Genomic DNA, 15,814 nt, shown 5'->3' with positions numbered 1-15,814 from the left:
TTATTTCGATTTTTTCAAAAAGAGTCAATCGAAAGCGGGCTGGGGGCTGGTGACTCGCAGGCAACAAGAAGAGGGCGCCTGTTGTTCCCGATATGTGAAATAGCTGTCGGCACTACCCCTCGTTGTTTATTGATACCGACAGACGGTAAAAGGCTCAGGCGGAACAACGGTCATTGGTTGTTCCGCCTGAGGTCAAATGGACACAATAAAATTTTCGAACTACAACATTTCCACGGCCGTTGCCATAGAGACGCCGCCGCCGCCGCAGAGCGTGGCCATACCCACGCTTTTGCCCCGTTTTTTCATGGCATGGATCAGGGAGACGATGATCCGCGCGCCGGTGCATCCCACAGGGTGTCCCAGACCGATGCCCGATCCGTTCACATTGGTGATCTCGCGGTTTAAGCCCAGCTCTTTTTCACACCCCAGGTACTGGGCCGCAAAGGCCTCGTTGAGCTCGATGAGCTCAAAGGCGTCCAGGGAGAGGTCGGGATGTTTGTCAAACATGTTCTTGACCGCCGGCACCGGGCTGATGCCCATGACCGACGGATGGCAGGCCCCCCGTCCGCTGGCAACGATTTTTGCCAGGGGTTTTAATCCCAATTCCTTTGCCTTGTCCGCGGACATGATGACCATGGCCGCGGCCCCGTCATTGAGCCCTGAGGAGTTGCCGGCCGTGACCTTGCCGATGCCGGGCACAAAGGCCGGGGGCAGCTTGGTCAGCTGCTCCATGGTCAGGCCGGGCCGGAAGTGTTCGTCCTTGTCGAAGATCACCGGCGGCTTGCCCTTTTTCTGGGGAATCTCCACGGGCACGATCTCTTCGGCAAAATCGCCTTCCTTTGTGGCCCGTTCCACGTTGTTGTGGCTGCGCAGGGCCACCTCGTCCATCTCTTCACGGCTGATGTTGTAAAGTTCGGCCACCATTTCAGCGGTGTGGCCCATGATGTAGGGCTTGCCTTTCAGCCGCTCGATCAGTTCGCCTGTCTTGAGCGGGCCGTCTTCCGGGTGGGGAATGATGTGCGAACCGCAGTGAAGTCCCCGGATCAGGGCATCCACAAAGGTGGTGTCCTGAAGGCGGCATCCCCACCGGGCGTCCTGGACCACGTAGGGCACTCCGGACATATGCTCCACGCCGCCGGTCAGCAGCACGTCGGCCATGCCCGCCTGAATCATGGCCATGCCGCTGAGCGTGGCCTCCATGCCGGAGATGCAGACCCGGTTGATGGTAACGGCGGGCACGGAGTCGGGAATACCGGCCAGCAGCGCCGCGGTGCGGGTGACATTCATGGAATCGGTGGGGTCAAGGCAGCAGCCGAACCGGATATCATCGATGATGCCGGCGTCGATACCGGCCCGGCGGATGGCCTCTTTCATGGCAATACTGGCAATACGCGAGGCATGCATGTTTTTCAACGTTCCCCCGAACGCGCCAATGGCCGTCCGGCAGGCGGATACAATAACAACGTCTTTCATTAAACAGTCCTCCTTTGTAGAAAAAATATAACAAATGTTCGATTTTGCGAAAAAACGCAAAGGTCACTATAGTATGATGCCCGGGGGGAGTCAACACATTGCGCGTCGCAGCCGGCTTGAAATTCGCCGCAGACGGGCATCCGCAGAAGGGCTGGCCGGGAGGAGGAGGCGCGGAAGGGTCAGATCACGATCACCTTTTCCGCCAGTTGCATGGCGGTGACGATGTCCAGCATGTTGGTGGTCTGCCCCACCTGCTTCCGGTCCATCAGGTCAAAATGGGTCAGGCAGGTGCCGCAGACCAGCAGTCGAGTTCCCGCGGCTTCATATTTTTGAAGGTCCGGCAGAACGGCGGAACCGTCAATGGTCAGCCGGACCCCGCTGTTGACAAATACAAGGCGCCAGAGATCGGTGCCCATCTCTTCCAAGGTCTTGATGAAGCTGGCCATCAGTTTTTCGCCCAGGTCGTCGTCGCCCCGGCCCAGCCGGTCCGATGAAATCAGCACCAGGGTGGCGCTCCCGTGCTCCCGGACCGGAATTTTTTCTTCCTGAAAGGCAGCGCCGGATTTGCGAATACCGGTGATGGTCCATGTGTCGTCTGATTGTTCCACCTGCATGTCGTACCCCTGGCTGGACAGAAAACGTTCGACATTCTGCCGGGCTGCTTCATTGTCCACCACAATGGTGATGCGGTTGGGGTCGTTCTGCTCAATAAAGGCCTTGGCCGCTAAAACCGGTCCCGGGCAGGCCAGATTCCGGGCGTCGATGGGGGTCATGGCATCTCCTTGGTCAGAAAGGAACATTCAAAAATAATTATTGCCCGGTCCGATTGATTTGTCAAACCGGAAGGATTAATAATGTCATTGCAACGTATCTGAAAAATCTATGCAACGGAGGTGGTCATGGATCTCTGGCGATTGCGCGTCTTCTGCAAGGTGGTGGAGCTGCGGAGTTTTTCAAGGGCGGCGGCGGGTGTCCGTCTTTCCCAGCCCACGGTGAGCAGTCATGTGAAGGACCTGGAGGATCATTTTGGCTGCCGGTTGATCGACCGGTTGGGCCGGTCTGTGGCACCGACCCCGGCAGGGGAACTGCTGTACCGGCAGGCTTCGGATCTGCTGGCCCGGTACGACGGGATCGAGGCGGAGATGGCCGGCTATCAGGGCCGGGTAGCCGGCCGGCTGGTGATCGGCGGCAGCACCATTCCCGCCGGTCATATCCTGCCGGGCCTGATCGGTGCATACCGCCGGGCCTATCCCCAGGTGACGGTCTGTCTTCTGGTCGGTGATACGGAAAAAGTTTTTTTTGACATTCTTTCCGGAAAGGCGGAGCTGGCGGTGGTCGGCGGCCGGACCGCTGACCGGCGGATCGTTCAGCAGCCGTTTCTTACCGATGAGATGCGGGTGGTGGTGCCGGCATCCCATCCCTGGGCCGGGAGAAAAACGGTGGCGGTGGCGGATCTGGCAAAGGAGCCCTTTATTGTCCGGGAGCGGGGTTCGGGTACAAGAAGCGCTCTGGAAGAGAGCCTGGCGGCCCGTGGAGCAGGTATTGAGGGGCTGAATGTGGTGGCCGAGCTCGGCAGCACCGAGGCGGTGGTCCAGGGGATTAAAAGCGGTATCGGTGTTTCTGTTCTGTCTTCCATGGCGGTGGCCGCGGATGTACGGGCCGGTATGTTAAAGGCCCTGGCCCTGCGGGGCGTAAAACTGACCCGGGTGTTTTACCTGGCCTTTCTCAGGGACCGCAGCCAGTCCCCGGCGGCAAATGCATTTTGCACCCTCATTGCAGCAGACAGGCCAAAATGAAGGATTGATCCGGCTGTCTTATGGTGTCCGCCGGGGTGGCGCAGTATATTCCACCCGGTTCTTTCCGTTTTTCTTGGCCTTGTAAAGGGCCGCGTCGGCTCTGGAGAGCAGGCTGTCAATGGTTTCCCCGGGCTCGTAGGTGGTCATGCCGATGGAGATGGTCACCCGGACCTGATCGGAAATGTCGGGGAAGGCGAGGCGGGCTGTTGCCGCCCGCAGCCGCTGGGCACAGTCGGCGCTGTTGGCAAGACAGCGGGTCCCGGTAAAAACAACCAGGAACTCTTCGCCGCCGTACCGGAAGATGTAATCCTCCCGTCGGATATCATGCTTGATCGTCTGGGCAAAGGCCCTGAGAATGGTGTCGCCGGAGAGATGACCATAGGTGTCGTTGATGAGCTTGAAATCATCCAGGTCCATCAGGCAGGCAACAAAGGGCATGCCCGTCCGGTCGGCAAAGGCTTTTTCCCGGTTTAGTACGCGGAACATCTGGCGACGGTTATAGACGTTCGTCAGCTCGTCATGCACGGCCAGCTGTTCAATGGTGCCCAGGGCCTCTTTGAGTTCCACATTGGCCTGCACCGCCCTGGCGCGCAGGTTGTAGATGTAGTAGCCCAGCGGCGAGAACCACATCAGAACGGCCAGCAGCAGCACCGTCCGGGTGATTTCAAGGTGGGGGTCGACCGCGTCCGGCGCATTGACCGCCAGCAGCAGCATGGAGGTCCCGTATGAGCCCGCGGCAACAAAAGTGAGTACGAAAAAGGTCCGCAGTCGGAGCTTGAACACGCCGAACACAAAAACGATCAGGTAGAGGGCGATATAGCTCCCCCGCAATGACGTGTGCGAGCAGTAGCCCATGATGGTGACCCACAGGATGCCGCTGATCATCTGCGCGGCGGTCAGGCTGGGATCTTTGAGCCGTCTGTTCAGACCGGAAGCAAACAGCCCGTAAAAAGCGAGGTTGACCAGGAACGCCAGAAACCCCAGTCCAAGCAAAACACCCATGGTGATACGCATCAGCCCAACGTAATAGGCGCAGATGCATATGATTCCCCACAGCAGGTATGAGGCACAGGCCATCAGGAACCGGCGTATTCGCAGGGTCTGCTGCCTGTCTGCTGTTGCTGCTGTATCCATCATGAGTTGTAGCGCCGTTCGGTAAAATAAAATCGGTCAATCAGGGCAATCTAATCGCTTCAAGCCCGGACGTCAAGAGTTGGTTGAAAGCAAAGGCTGGTTTTATGTCGCGGACGGTGGTGTCTTTAAAAACGCAAAAGAGAAAATACCCCATATATTGTGGTGGAATTTTCTTGACATACAATTTTTATATTTATATAGTACAACAAAATCGAGACAACCGATTCGGGGCATTAGTGGTACGGGTGCAACAAGGTCGGGTCTTGACCGGGGCAGAACGGGCATCTCGGTTGAACAGGGCGGGGTAACAGACATGGTTTTATTCCTTGACAGGCGCCCTTTCCGGTGTTAATTTTCATAAATTTTACACGGTCATACCGGGGATGTAGCTCAGCTGGGAGAGCGCGGCGTTCGCAATGCCGAGGTCAGGGGTTCGATCCCCCTCATCTCCACCAGGTTTTATTCGGCGGAAATTGGCGGCCCAAAGGGCGTGCATTGTTAACAGCGCTTTCCGCGTAAACCAAGCCAATCAAAGGCGCGGGGTTTTTCATGAAGCGTTCTGCTTCTGTACAGCGACAAACAGCGGAAACGCAGGTGAGTGTCACTGTTCTGCTTGATGGTATAGGCACTCAGACCATATCCACCGGCATTCCTTTTTTCAATCACATGCTGTCTCTTTTTGCGGCCCACGGTTTTTTCGACCTTACCGTCCAGGCGTCCGGTGATATTGACGTGGACTTCCACCACACGGTGGAGGATGTGGGCATTGTCCTTGGAAACTCGGTAAACAAGGCCCTTGGCGACAGAAAGGGAATCCGGCGATACGGGTACGCGGTCACGCCCATGGATGAGGCCCTGGCCCACGCGGTTATTGATCTTTCCAACCGCCCCTTTCTTGTTTTTAACGTTCCGTCGATCCCTGCCGCGGAAACCGGCTTTGGCGTACAGCTGGCCAAGGAGTTCTTTCGGGCTTTTGCTGTTAACTGCGGCATGACCCTGCATATCCGCGTCGACTATGGCGAGAACGAGCACCATGTGATCGAGTCCGTGTTCAAGGCCGTGGCAAGGGCACTGGATATGGCGACGTCCATGGATGACCGCATAACCGGCCCGCTTTCCACCAAGGGCTGTATCTGAAAGGCGGTTGAAGCAACATGATGGTTATTCCCGCGGTGGACATCAAGGGCGGTAAGTGTGTCCGGCTGTTGCAGGGAGACATGAACGCGGAGACCGTGTTTTCCGATGATCCGGGTGCCATGGCCGAACGCTGGGCCGAAGCGGGCGCCGAACTGATTCACGTGGTGGACCTGGACGGCGCCATTGAAAAAAGCCCGCGGAACCTGAAAGCGATCAGCGCCCTTATTCGCCGGGTGGGGGTTCCGGTACAGGTGGGCGGCGGCATTCGGGAGATCGACACGGTAAAGATGTACGCCGATCTGGGTGTTGCCAGAATCGTGATCGGGTCGGCGGCGGTAAACCACCCCGACCTGGTGACAGCGGCCTGCCGTGAGTTTCCGGGCCGGATCGTTCTGGGCATTGATGCCCGGGACGGCCGAGTGGCCACCGAAGGGTGGACCAGCACCACCGATATTGCCGCGGCTGATCTCGCGGCACGGTTTGAAGGGTGCGGAGTGGCGGCGATTAATTTTACCGATATTCACAGGGACGGAATGCGGACGGGTCCCAACATTCCGGCCATTGAGGCGTTTGCCCGGGCCACCGCCATTCCGGTGGTGGCTTCCGGCGGCGTTTCCACCATCGACGACATTCAGGCCCTTTTGGGTATTCAAGAATTTGGCGTGACCGGTGTGATCACGGGCAGGGCCCTGTATGACGGCACCCTGGATCTGGCAGAGGCCATTGCCGTGGCATCGGCCGGGGACTCAACCTCACAAAAGAGCGTTGGCTGACATTGTATATTCCTGACGACATCATTGCGAACATCAAGAACTCCGCCGATATCGTCGACATCGTCTCGGAAGTGGTGCGGCTGAAGAAGACGGGGAAAAACTATCTGGGCCTGTGCCCCTTTCATTCGGAAAAAACCCCCTCTTTTACCGTCAGCCCGGACAAGCAGATGTTCCACTGTTTCGGCTGCGGCGAGGGCGGCAGTGTGTTTACGTTTCTGATGAAACATCAGGGGCTGGGTTTCCCCGAGGCCGTAGCCCTGCTGGCAAAGCGCTGCGGTATTGCCCTGCCCCGGCCGGAAAAAGGATCGCGCGAAGCAAAGGATGTGTCCGAGCGGCAGCGGTTGCTCTCGGTCATGCAGCGGGCCGCGGCATTTTACCATTCCTGCCTTAGGGAAGGGCCGGGCGGTGAACGGGCCACGCGATACATGGCCGAACGGGGCCTGTCGGACGATATGGTCCGTGATTTTCAGCTGGGATATGCTCCCGGCGGGTGGGATGCCCTTACCCGTTTTCTTTCCAAACACAAAATACCCATGCCCCTGGCCGAGCAGGCCGGCCTTGTTGTGTTGAACAGGGAGGGCAGTGGATATTATGACCGTTTTCGTAACCGGATTATCTTTCCCATCACCGACCTGACCGGCCGGGTGATCGCCCTGGGCGGCCGGGTAATGGATGATACGCTTCCCAAGTATCTCAACTCCCCGGAGACCCCCCTGTACAGCAAGAGTAACTCCCTTTACGGGCTCAGCCACACCAAACAGATGTGCCGCCAGGCAGGGACGGTCTATATCACTGAAGGATACATGGATTTTCTCTCCCTTTACCGCCACGGCATTAAAAACGTGGTGGCCACCCTGGGAACGGCCCTGACAGCGGAACACCTGAGAATGTTGAAGGGGTTCGTGACAAAGGCGGTGCTGGTGTTTGACTCGGATGCGGCGGGCATTAAGGCGGCCCAGCGCAGTATCGAGATATTTAACGGGGAAAAGGGAATTCAGCCTTTTATCCTGGTGCTTCCCACCGGCCATGATCCGGACACCTATGTGCGCGAGAACGGCGCACAGGATTTCGAAGCCCTGGCAAGGAAGGCCGGTGGCGCCATGTCGTTTCTTCTTGAATCGGCCGTCAATCGTCATGGCCTTTCCCTGGAAGGAAAGATTCGGGTGATGTCGGACCTGGAGGAAAGCCTGGCCGCGGTGGAAGACGGCGTGGCCCGGTCCCTGTATGTGAAAGAGGTTTCTGAACGTTTGGGAATCGAAGAGAGCGCGGTGCTGGAAAAGGTGCGGCAGGCGGCAGCCCGCCGCCGGAGCCGCTCTGCCCGGCCCTCCCTGTTTACCGTGGACACATCTGCTTCAGGCGGAGATCAACGGAAAGAAGAGACCACCGCATCCGTGTTTGGGCGGTCGCTTCGCATGGAGCGCCAGCTGCTGTCCATGATGTTGCACGTGCCGGAGATGATCTCTGAAATAGAATCCCGGAATGTTTTATCGTTGTTTGCCGATGAACGGTTGAAAACCATCGGAACGCTTCTGGTGACCCATCGAAGGGCACTGGAGAACCGTTCCGTGGATATTGTCGACGTGGTGCCGGATGAATCCCTGCAGCGCATTGTCAGCGCCCTTTGCGTGGGGGATGAACTTTGCATGTGGAACGAAACGGGCTGTCGTAAGTTGATCGGCCAGTTTGTCGATAGCCGCCTGCGTCATGTGGATACGCTGTCCCACAGGATCAAGGCGGCAGAGGAGAACCGTGACGGGGATCTGCTCGACCATCTGCTGAAGGCAAAGCAGGAGCAGGTCCGGAACAAACTAACCATAGAACAAAAAGGGGAGAGTGCGTTATGACAGAAAAAGCCGTTGCAAAGAAGACAGTGAAGAAGGCCGCCGTCAAGAAGGCTGCACCGAAGAAAAAGGCCGCCGCCAAGAAGGCAGCGCCGAAGAAAAAGGTGGCCCCGAAGAAGAAGGTTGCGGCCAAGAAGGTGGCCCCGAAGAAGAAAGCCGCCGCCAAGAAGGCAGCGCCGAAGAAAAAGGCGGCCCCGAAGAAGAAGGTTGCGGCCAAGAAGGCGGCCCCGAAGAAGAAAGCCGCCGCCAAGAAGGCAGCGCCGAAGAAGAAGGCCGCCGCCAAGAAGGCAGCGCCCAAGAAAAAGGCGGCTCCGAAGAAAAAAGCCGCGGCAGCGAAACGCAAAACAGCAAAAAAGTAAGGCCCCATGGCGTTTGAAGGAGTTACACGGTATGGCAAAGACACCCTCTGTGAAAAAGAAACCCGCATCCACCGGAAAGCCGGGTACCGCAACGGGCAAGCCGGCCAAGGCGGCTAAAAAAGCCGCCTTGGCAAAACCGGCGAACAAGAAAGCGGCGCCAAAGAAGGCCGCTCCCGTAAAAGGTGCTACCCGCAAGACAGCGTCCGGGACGACTGCCAGTGCTGCCTCGCCGGATAAAGTAAAAAAGAGCGGGCCGGCAGTCCGGAAGGCGGGCGGATCATCTGAAAAACCGGGGAAGGCGGGTGCTGCCGTCACGGCCAGGCCGAAGAAAAAGACTGCGGTAAAGCAGAAACCTGTGAAAAAGGCTGCCGCTGTCAAGGCGGCAGCCGACAGGAAACCCAAGGCAGGAGCCGTCGCTGAAAAGAAGCGAAAAGTGAGCCCAGCGGCCGGTAAGGCGGGGAAGAAGGCCCCGGCCGGCAAAAAACGGCAGGCAGCGGCATCTCCCCCGCCTCAGAATTTCAAGCAGAAACTGAGCGGGCTGATCGCCAAGGGGAAAAAGCAGGGAGAACTGACCTACGAGGAGATTGCCAAGGCAATTGAGGCCAATGATATTCCCACCGATCAGATGGATGATCTGCTGGTGCATCTGGATGATCTGGATATTTCGGTGGTGAAAAAGGCCGATCAGGCGGATGATTCCGGAGAAGACGGGGCAAAGAGTACCACCCGCGGCGACAGCCCGGTGACTTATGATTCAGACCCGGGTTCGGTGACCGATACGGTCAAGATGTACCTTCGGGAGATGGGTCTGGTCACCCTGCTGAGCCGGGAGGGAGAGGTCGAGATTGCCAAGAAGATCGAAGCAGGGGAACAGGAAGCCTTAAGGGGCATGCTGGATACCGCCGTTGGGGTGGAGAGCATCATCGCCTACGGCGATAATATTGATGTCGGCAATCTGCGTCCCAAATCGGTTTTAAAGGATGTGGATGAAGGTGATGCAGGAGAGGAAGAGATCCTGCGGATCGATGCGTTTGCCGCCACCATTCGGCAGATTAAAGCACTGGATGCAACCATCCAGCCCCTTCGGCAGAAACACCTGTCCGTTTCGCTCTCCGCAACTGAACGCAAAACCGTTGCCGAGCAGCTCACCCGGAAGACCGACGAGATTTTTGAACTCCTTCTTCCGTGGCGGCTGGAGAGTGAAGTGCTGGATGCCATGGAGGAACGGATTCAAGATGAGATCAAGTGGTTTGACACCATGGAGCAGACCATTGATCGACGGCTCGCCGGGCTGGGAGCCGGAGGCGCCGTTTCCACTATCCGGTCGAAAATGAAAACAAAGACCGGGTTTGTAAACTGGGCCTACCCGCGCATGCAGACCACCAAGGTGCATCTTGCCGCGTTTTACGACGAGATCAAATCCCTTGAAAGGCAGATGGAGATCCGCGAACGGGCCATCATGGCCGACCGTCGCCTGCTGCGGAAAACCATGAAGAAAATAGATGACGGCTATCTGCGGGCCAAGGCGTCCAAGAGCGAGCTGATCCGGGCCAACCTGAGGCTGGTGGTCAGTATCGCAAAAAAATACACCAACCGGGGCCTGCAGTTCCTGGACCTGATCCAGGAGGGCAACGTGGGGCTGATGAAGGCCGTGGATAAATTCGAATACCGTCGCGGCTACAAGTTCAGTACCTATGCCACCTGGTGGATTCGTCAGGCCATTACCCGGGCCATCGCGGACCAGGCCAGAACCATCCGTATTCCGGTCCACATGATCGAAACCATTAATAAGCTGATCCGGACCTCCCGGTACCTTGTGCAGGAGCGGGGCTACGAGCCGTCGCCCGAAGAGATCGCGGAAAAGATGGAGATCCCCCTTGAAAAGGTCCGGCGGGTGCTCAAGATCGCCAGGGAGCCCATCTCTCTTGAAACCCCCATCGGCGAAGAGGAAGACAGCCACCTGGGCGATTTTATCGAGGACAAGAAGTTCATGATTCCTTCGGAAGCCGCGGTCAGCATGAACCTGTCCGAACAGACAAGAAAGGTGCTGGCCACGTTGACGCCCAGGGAGGAGAAGGTGCTTCGCATGCGTTTCGGCATCGGCGAAAAGGCAGACCATACGCTGGAGGAGGTCGGCAGGGATTTTGCCGTGACCCGGGAGCGCATTCGCCAGATCGAGGCCAAGGCCTTGCGAAAGCTTCGGCACCCCACACGGAGCAAGATGCTCAAACATTTTATCGAGTCCTGATTTTATGGGTGCTTTGCGGAACCTGAAACGGCCATACCCGGCGTGGTGTGGCCGATTTGTTTCTGACTTTGCGCTTGACAACACCTGGCTGAAGGATTACACAACAGAGGGCGCAGAAAAGGCGCATCGGCGAATGGGCCCATAGCTCAGCTGGCAGAGCCACCGGCTCATAACCGGTCGGTCCCTGGTTCGATCCCAGGTGGGCCCACTCATGAGACAAGGCAACTGAAATGCGAATCAACGGTTTTCGAAAGATAGATGGGGTATAGACGCAAACAACCGGTTTGGCGGCAAACCGACGGGTTTGAACCTGTCAGGGGCGTGGTGTCTTTCACCACGCCTTTTTTGTTGTCTTTTCCCGCGGGCCGGTGCGTCGGGCGGCGGCCGTTGGAGGCAAACGGAACACGGTCCGGGAGGAGAAAATGATGCGTGCCACTGTCGGCGACATGGTCGCCATCATGAACCGTCTGGCGCCGCCGGACCTGGCGGAAACATGGGACAACTGCGGGCTTCAGGCGGGCTGTTTCGACCAGGAAGTGAAAACCGTGCTGGTGGCCCTGGACCCCTCTTCGGCCGTGGTCCGGGATGCCTGTGACCGGGACGTCGATCTGCTGATCACCCACCACCCCCTGTTTCTGTCGCCACCGCGGTCAGTTGACTTTTCCCGCATGCCGGGAACGGCCATCTTTCTGGCCGCCACCCACGGTCTTTCCATCTTCAGTGCCCATACCAATCTGGACAGCGCCGAGGGCGGCCTCAACGACCGGTGCGCCGAATGTATTGGTCTTCAGAATGTGAGGGTGCTTTCCCGAGCAGGGCAGACGGATCACGTCAAACTGGCCTTTTTCGTTCCGGTGGAACACGAGGCCCGGCTGCTGGAGGCTCTGGCCGCCACGCCGGCGGGCGCATGGGGCCGGTACAGCAGCTGTTCTTTTTCCGTTCGTGGAACGGGCCGGTTCCAACCCCTGGAAGGAGCCGTTCCTTTTATCGGCCGTACCGGAGAGATCGTTGCCGTGGAAGAGGTCCGGGTGGAAGCCATCGTGCCCCGTCGTGACCTGGACGGCGTGGTTCGAGTCCTCAAGCAGGCCCATCCTTACGAGACCATGGCCTATGACGTTTTTCCCCTGGCTGGGGGCATCGAACCCCTGCACGGGCTGGGTCGTATCGGTGAGGTAGAACCCTCCACCCTGGAGGTGTTTGCCGGCCGTGTCAAGCAGCGATTCGGTGTGGACCGCGTCGGTGTGGCAGGCGACATGGCCATGCCGGTAAAAACCGTGGCCGTCTGTTCCGGGGCCGGCTCCAGCCTGATCAGGGATTTTCTGACATCCGGGGCCGACGTGTTTGTCAGCGGCGACCTGAAGTATCACGACGCCATGGCGGTGGTTGAGGCCGGCCGGGCACTGATTGATGTGGGCCATTTCGAGACGGAGCACCTGGTGGTGGAACTGCTGGTGGATCGATTGACCCGGGAGACAGCAGCGGCAGGGTATGAAGTGCGGGTGGCCGGATACGCCGGCCAGCGCAATCCCTGCCGTTTTATATGAATTCATCATGTTTCGGAGACAGAGGCAATGGTTGAGATAACCAGAGATGAGATGGCGGTCCTGGTGGCGCTTCAGGAAACGGAGAGCAGCAAGGACCGGGTCGCCGCGGTTTTAAGGCAAGTGCCGGAGCGACTGGCCCGGTTGGACAGGGCGCGACAGGAGGTGGAACAGCGGTTTCAGGAAAAAGAGGCCCGGGTTCTGGAAAAGCGGAAAACCTACAAGGATTTGGAGCAGGAGGTCAAAAGCCGGCAGGATGCCATTAAAAAAAGTGATGCCAAGCTTTTTGCCATCAAGAACAACAAGGAGTACCAGGCCGTGTTAAAGGAGATTGATGATCTCAAGCGGCAGTCCGCCAAAATCGAGGACCAGATGCTGGATCTGCTTTTTTCTGTGGAGACCGAGGAAGCGGCCCTGATGGAGGAGCGAAAGGACTGCGACGCGGAGAAAGAGCGTATCGCGGAAGAAGAGGCGCAGGTGGAAACGGAACGCGCCGGACTGGAGCAGGAGCTTGCCGAACTCGACAGTGCGGCACAATCGGTGCGGGGCAGGGTTCCTCCGGGGCTGATGGGCGCTTACCAGCAGGTCCGCAAGCGGGTGCCCACCGGCGCCGTTCTGGCGGCGGTGGAAAATTACGTCTGCCAGGGATGCTTCATGAATATACCGCCCCAGACCTATAACGAATTGCACCGCTCCACCACATTGAAATATTGTCCGTTTTGCACTAGAATCATTTATCATAACGGTAATTCACAGGAGTAATGGTTTACGGACGGTTGAAGTTGCGCAGACGATCGCTGAAGCGGTCAAGGCATTGGCCTGCCGCTTTGGAGGAAAGTCCGAACACCACAGGGCAGGGTGCTTCATAACGTGAAGTCATGGCGACATGAAGGAAAGTGCCACAGAAAAGATACCGCCAAAGGAGCGCTGCTCTTTTGGTAAGGGTGAAAAGGTGCGGTAAGAGCGCACCAGTTCCCCGGGTGACCGGGGAAGCTAGGTAAACCCCACCCGGTGCAAGACCAAATAGGGGGACGTTTGAGGGCGGCCCGTCCAAGTCCCCGGGTAGGTCGCATGAGGCGTCGGGCAACCGGCGTCCCGAGAGGAATGATCGTCGGCCGGCAAGGGGTAACCCGCGCCGGACACAGAATTCGGCTTACGCGCAGCTTCAACCGTCTTTCTATCCCTTTTGACAGTGGCGTTCTCGAACCGGAGGCAGCAGCGTGTCCCTTCCTTACTGCAACATCAGCTTTTTTGAAAAGCTGCGTGTCTATTCAGGTGAGTATCATCAATGCTTCAAGTACCTGGCTACCTGCCGGGATCCCGAATGCCTGTTCACTAAGAAGCTCTATTCCAAGCTGATCGCCTCTTCCCACCTGCTGGAAGATTTTCTCGATTTTCACGGCGCCAAGAACAATAAGAACTGGTATTTTTACCGGGAGCTGACCGCCACGGTCCGTTACCTGAGCCTGAGCGGATATATTCAGGAGCACATCTCCAACCGGCTGGTGTTTTATGATCTGGTGAACACAGAGGACTTTGAGAAAGAGGGGGCCGCCACCCGGGAGTTTCTCGGCCAGACCATTCTGAACCTGGCCCCTGTTATAATGGCCGAGGCGGCCCGGCTGGAGATTCCCGTACCGTCGGAAAATTATTCACAGAACGATTTTCCCAGCGTGGTGACCGGCGATATGCTGGAGTTTGACATTGACGATGAAAAACCGGACCGCCAGCAGCGGCACATCGTCAAGGTGACCAGCGAGTTTTTAAACATCGTCAAGGGCTTCGAACATTACGGCGTTTACGAAAAGTGCGATACGGAACAGATTGAGACCCTGGTGCCGGCCAAGATCAATGAAGTGGAGATGCGGCGGTTCGAGGTGCTGGTGCATAATCTGCAATCCTCGTTTGACACCTATATCATCTATGGCGGGCTGCGTTTCGGGGACCGGAAGCTCAAACAGCTCCGCAGCTATTTTTCCATCGTGCTCCACCTCTTGGAGTTTACCGGCAAGCTGCTTCACTTTTACGAGCGGCACCTGTTCGGCATCCGGGGCACCCAGAAAAATCTCTTCCGGTCGGTGACGGAGAGCCTGTCGGCTATTGTGGACGAAAGATTGCTGCTGGACCGGATTATCAATTATGGTCTCTATTACGCGGTTCACTTTCTGTCCGACGGGAAAAAGCTGGCCCAGGTGATTTTGAACGAGAATATCGAGCGGGGGGCCATTGAGGTGGGAATCCCGGTGAAACTGGGGTTTCACAGCCGTCCCAGCCTGCTGGTGGCCAAGATCGTCCAGCATTACGGCGGCGAGGTCTATCTGCGGGTGGGGGAGGACCGGTTCGATGCCGGCAGCGTGCTTGATATCCAGTGGGCCGGCGGTAAGATCGACAAAGAGAAGATCACCCGGGTGGTGTTTGAAGGAGATGCCCGGGCCTTGGGGGACATCGAGGTTCTGGCCGGTGTCAACTACGGTGAAAACAGCATGGGCAAGGGCATTCCATTGCCGAAAGAACTGGATTACCTCAAATAAAAGACGCGCCGGAATGGGGCGAAAATGACCCGGCGCAACGACGGTCAAAAAACTTTCCGCGACAATCGACTATGAACAGCGCTATTATTGTGGCTGCCGGACAGGGCACCCGGTTCGGCGGCAATCTTGCCAAGCAGTACCAGCCGCTTGCCGGAAAGCCGCTGCTGTGCCATACCCTGAATGCGGTCTGCGCCTGCAAAACCATCGACACGGTGGTCCTGGTGGTGGCCGACGCGGAGAGGGATTACTGCAGGACGCACGTTCTTCCTCATGTTACAGCGGCATGCGATATTCACATGGCGTCGGGCGGAGCCGAGCGGCAGGCGTCGGTTTTGAACGGGCTTGCGGCAGTGGGCGGGGGCGCTGATGACGTGGTGCTGATTCATGACGGGGTCAGGCCCTTTGTCACCTGCGACCTGATGAATGCCTGCCTGACGGGCCTGGCGGACGCGGACGGCTGCATGGCCGCCATTCCAGCCGCCGATACCCTGGCCGCGGTCACGCCCGACCATGTGGCGGACCGGATCGTTGACCGCAACGGCGTATGGCAGGTCCAGACGCCCCAGGCGTTCCGGTACGGCGTCATTGTGGAGGCCCACAGGACGGCGGTAACGCGGGGGTGGCGGGTGACCGATGACGCATCCCTGCTGCTGCGGCTGGGCAAAAAGGTCCGGGTGGTAACCGGATCGTCGGGCAACATCAAGATTACCACGCCCGATGACATGGCCCTGGCCCAGGCCCTGGCCGAGGTCCTGTGAAGGAAGGCGCGTGTGGGTCAAGGATTCAGGGGCTTGAATATATCGAGCCTCATGGCGACGGTTCCCGAGCCCTCTACTACTACGTGCTCATCGTAGAGGTCTCGGCCCGGTGCCGGGCTGGATGAACGCCAGGCTTTTCAAAAGCAGCCTGAACGCGTATATGGAAGGCAGAAGACAGCGGGTTAAAGAGGTCCGGTAACCGTGACCGCTTTTTCTGTAACAT

The 15,814-nt window shown here is 58.0% G+C and carries 13 protein-coding genes, 2 tRNA genes and 1 other RNA gene; 13 read left to right on the top strand and 3 right to left on the bottom strand.

Translation table 11 applies throughout. The features are described from left to right. Positions 1 to 219: 219 nt before the first annotated feature. Together DOLE_RS11105 and yedF are read right to left on the bottom strand one after the other, a co-directional pair. Positions 220 to 1,473 carry a thiolase family protein gene (locus DOLE_RS11105; RefSeq protein WP_012175576.1) on the bottom strand — a complete coding sequence of 418 codons (1,254 nt, stop codon included), beginning with the start codon at positions 1,471 to 1,473 and terminating at the stop codon, positions 220 to 222. A 179-nt stretch (positions 1,474 to 1,652) separates the two neighbouring features. Beyond that, positions 1,653 to 2,246: a sulfurtransferase-like selenium metabolism protein YedF gene (gene yedF, locus DOLE_RS11100; RefSeq protein WP_012175575.1), complete on the bottom strand. Its 594-nt coding sequence runs from the start codon at positions 2,244 to 2,246 to the stop codon at positions 1,653 to 1,655. 126 nt (positions 2,247 to 2,372) lie between these two features. Here yedF and DOLE_RS11095 point away from each other — a divergent pair, with 126 nt between their 5' ends. After that, complete coding sequence (locus DOLE_RS11095) at positions 2,373 to 3,269, top strand: selenium metabolism-associated LysR family transcriptional regulator (protein WP_012175574.1); 897 nt, start codon at positions 2,373 to 2,375, stop codon at positions 3,267 to 3,269. 18 nt (positions 3,270 to 3,287) lie between these two features. Here the strand turns inward: DOLE_RS11095 and DOLE_RS11090 are convergent, their stop codons facing one another. Continuing rightward, on the bottom strand, positions 3,288 to 4,406 hold the full coding sequence (locus DOLE_RS11090; protein WP_012175573.1) for a GGDEF domain-containing protein: 1,119 nt from the start codon (positions 4,404 to 4,406) through the stop codon (positions 3,288 to 3,290). Between the two features lie 376 nt (positions 4,407 to 4,782). Between DOLE_RS11090 and DOLE_RS11085 the strand changes: the two genes are divergently transcribed. The 12 genes from DOLE_RS11085 to ispD all read left to right on the top strand — a co-directional run bounded on the left by DOLE_RS11085 (position 4,783) and on the right by ispD (position 15,591). Beyond that, positions 4,783 to 4,858 (top strand) — tRNA-Ala (locus tag DOLE_RS11085). A gap of 94 nt (positions 4,859 to 4,952) precedes the next feature. Next, positions 4,953 to 5,540 carry an imidazoleglycerol-phosphate dehydratase HisB gene (gene hisB, locus DOLE_RS11080; RefSeq protein WP_012175571.1) on the top strand — a complete coding sequence of 196 codons (588 nt, stop codon included), beginning with the start codon at positions 4,953 to 4,955 and terminating at the stop codon, positions 5,538 to 5,540. 17 nt (positions 5,541 to 5,557) lie between these two features. Continuing rightward, positions 5,558 to 6,313, top strand: a complete 756-nt coding sequence (hisA, locus tag DOLE_RS11075) for a 1-(5-phosphoribosyl)-5-[(5-phosphoribosylamino)methylideneamino]imidazole-4-carboxamide isomerase (protein ID WP_012175570.1) — start codon at positions 5,558 to 5,560, stop codon at positions 6,311 to 6,313. Positions 6,314 to 6,315: 2 nt separating this feature from the next. After that, complete coding sequence (dnaG, locus tag DOLE_RS11070) at positions 6,316 to 8,157, top strand: DNA primase (protein ID WP_012175569.1); 1,842 nt, start codon at positions 6,316 to 6,318, stop codon at positions 8,155 to 8,157. Further along, on the top strand, positions 8,154 to 8,513 hold the full coding sequence (locus DOLE_RS11065) for a hypothetical protein (RefSeq protein WP_012175568.1): 360 nt from the start codon (positions 8,154 to 8,156) through the stop codon (positions 8,511 to 8,513). The genes dnaG and DOLE_RS11065 overlap by 4 nt, the downstream gene beginning before the upstream one ends. Positions 8,514 to 8,544: 31 nt before the next feature. Beyond that, on the top strand, positions 8,545 to 10,761 hold the full coding sequence (gene rpoD, locus DOLE_RS11055; RefSeq protein ID WP_012175567.1) for an RNA polymerase sigma factor RpoD: 2,217 nt from the start codon (positions 8,545 to 8,547) through the stop codon (positions 10,759 to 10,761). A 135-nt stretch (positions 10,762 to 10,896) separates the two neighbouring features. After that, positions 10,897 to 10,969 (top strand) — tRNA-Ile (locus DOLE_RS11050). 214 nt (positions 10,970 to 11,183) lie between these two features. Further along, the gene (locus DOLE_RS11045; protein WP_012175566.1) at positions 11,184 to 12,305 is read left to right on the top strand and encodes a Nif3-like dinuclear metal center hexameric protein; all 1,122 of its coding nucleotides are present in this window, start codon (positions 11,184 to 11,186) and stop codon (positions 12,303 to 12,305) included. 27 nt (positions 12,306 to 12,332) lie between these two features. Continuing rightward, positions 12,333 to 13,064 (top strand): zinc ribbon domain-containing protein, encoded by a 732-nt coding sequence (locus DOLE_RS11040; protein ID WP_012175565.1) that lies wholly within the window; start codon positions 12,333 to 12,335, stop codon positions 13,062 to 13,064. Positions 13,065 to 13,080: 16 nt separating this feature from the next. Continuing rightward, positions 13,081 to 13,473, top strand: an RNA gene (gene rnpB, locus DOLE_RS17765) — RNase P RNA component class A. Between the two features lie 49 nt (positions 13,474 to 13,522). Continuing rightward, positions 13,523 to 14,833 (top strand): HPr family phosphocarrier protein, encoded by a 1,311-nt coding sequence (locus DOLE_RS11035; protein WP_012175564.1) that lies wholly within the window; start codon positions 13,523 to 13,525, stop codon positions 14,831 to 14,833. A 71-nt stretch (positions 14,834 to 14,904) separates the two neighbouring features. Then, positions 14,905 to 15,591, top strand: a complete 687-nt coding sequence (gene ispD / locus DOLE_RS11030) for a 2-C-methyl-D-erythritol 4-phosphate cytidylyltransferase (protein ID WP_012175563.1) — start codon at positions 14,905 to 14,907, stop codon at positions 15,589 to 15,591. Positions 15,592 to 15,814 lie beyond the last annotated feature (223 nt).

This window comes from Desulfosudis oleivorans Hxd3, from assembly GCF_000018405.1.
GTDB lineage: Bacteria > Desulfobacterota > Desulfobacteria > Desulfobacterales > Desulfosudaceae > Desulfosudis > Desulfosudis oleivorans.
Note: the sequence above shows the minus strand (reverse complement) of the source record. Positions and strands in the feature narration are given on the sequence as shown.

Coding starts and splice junctions, on each gene's coding strand:
- DOLE_RS11105 (WP_012175576.1), bottom strand. CDS start 1,473: ATGAAAGACGTTGTTATTGTATCCGCCTGCCGGACGGCCATTGGCGCG.
- yedF (WP_012175575.1), bottom strand. CDS start 2,246: ATGACCCCCATCGACGCCCGGAATCTGGCCTGCCCGGGACCGGTTTTA.
- DOLE_RS11095 (WP_012175574.1), top strand. CDS start 2,373: ATGGATCTCTGGCGATTGCGCGTCTTCTGCAAGGTGGTGGAGCTGCGG.
- DOLE_RS11090 (WP_012175573.1), bottom strand. CDS start 4,406: ATGATGGATACAGCAGCAACAGCAGACAGGCAGCAGACCCTGCGAATA.
- hisB (WP_012175571.1), top strand. CDS start 4,953: ATGAAGCGTTCTGCTTCTGTACAGCGACAAACAGCGGAAACGCAGGTG.
- hisA (WP_012175570.1), top strand. CDS start 5,558: ATGATGGTTATTCCCGCGGTGGACATCAAGGGCGGTAAGTGTGTCCGG.
- DOLE_RS11065 (WP_012175568.1), top strand. CDS start 8,154: ATGACAGAAAAAGCCGTTGCAAAGAAGACAGTGAAGAAGGCCGCCGTC.
- rpoD (WP_012175567.1), top strand. CDS start 8,545: ATGGCAAAGACACCCTCTGTGAAAAAGAAACCCGCATCCACCGGAAAG.
- DOLE_RS11045 (WP_012175566.1), top strand. CDS start 11,184: ATGATGCGTGCCACTGTCGGCGACATGGTCGCCATCATGAACCGTCTG.
- DOLE_RS11040 (WP_012175565.1), top strand. CDS start 12,333: ATGGTTGAGATAACCAGAGATGAGATGGCGGTCCTGGTGGCGCTTCAG.
- ispD (WP_012175563.1), top strand. CDS start 14,905: ATGAACAGCGCTATTATTGTGGCTGCCGGACAGGGCACCCGGTTCGGC.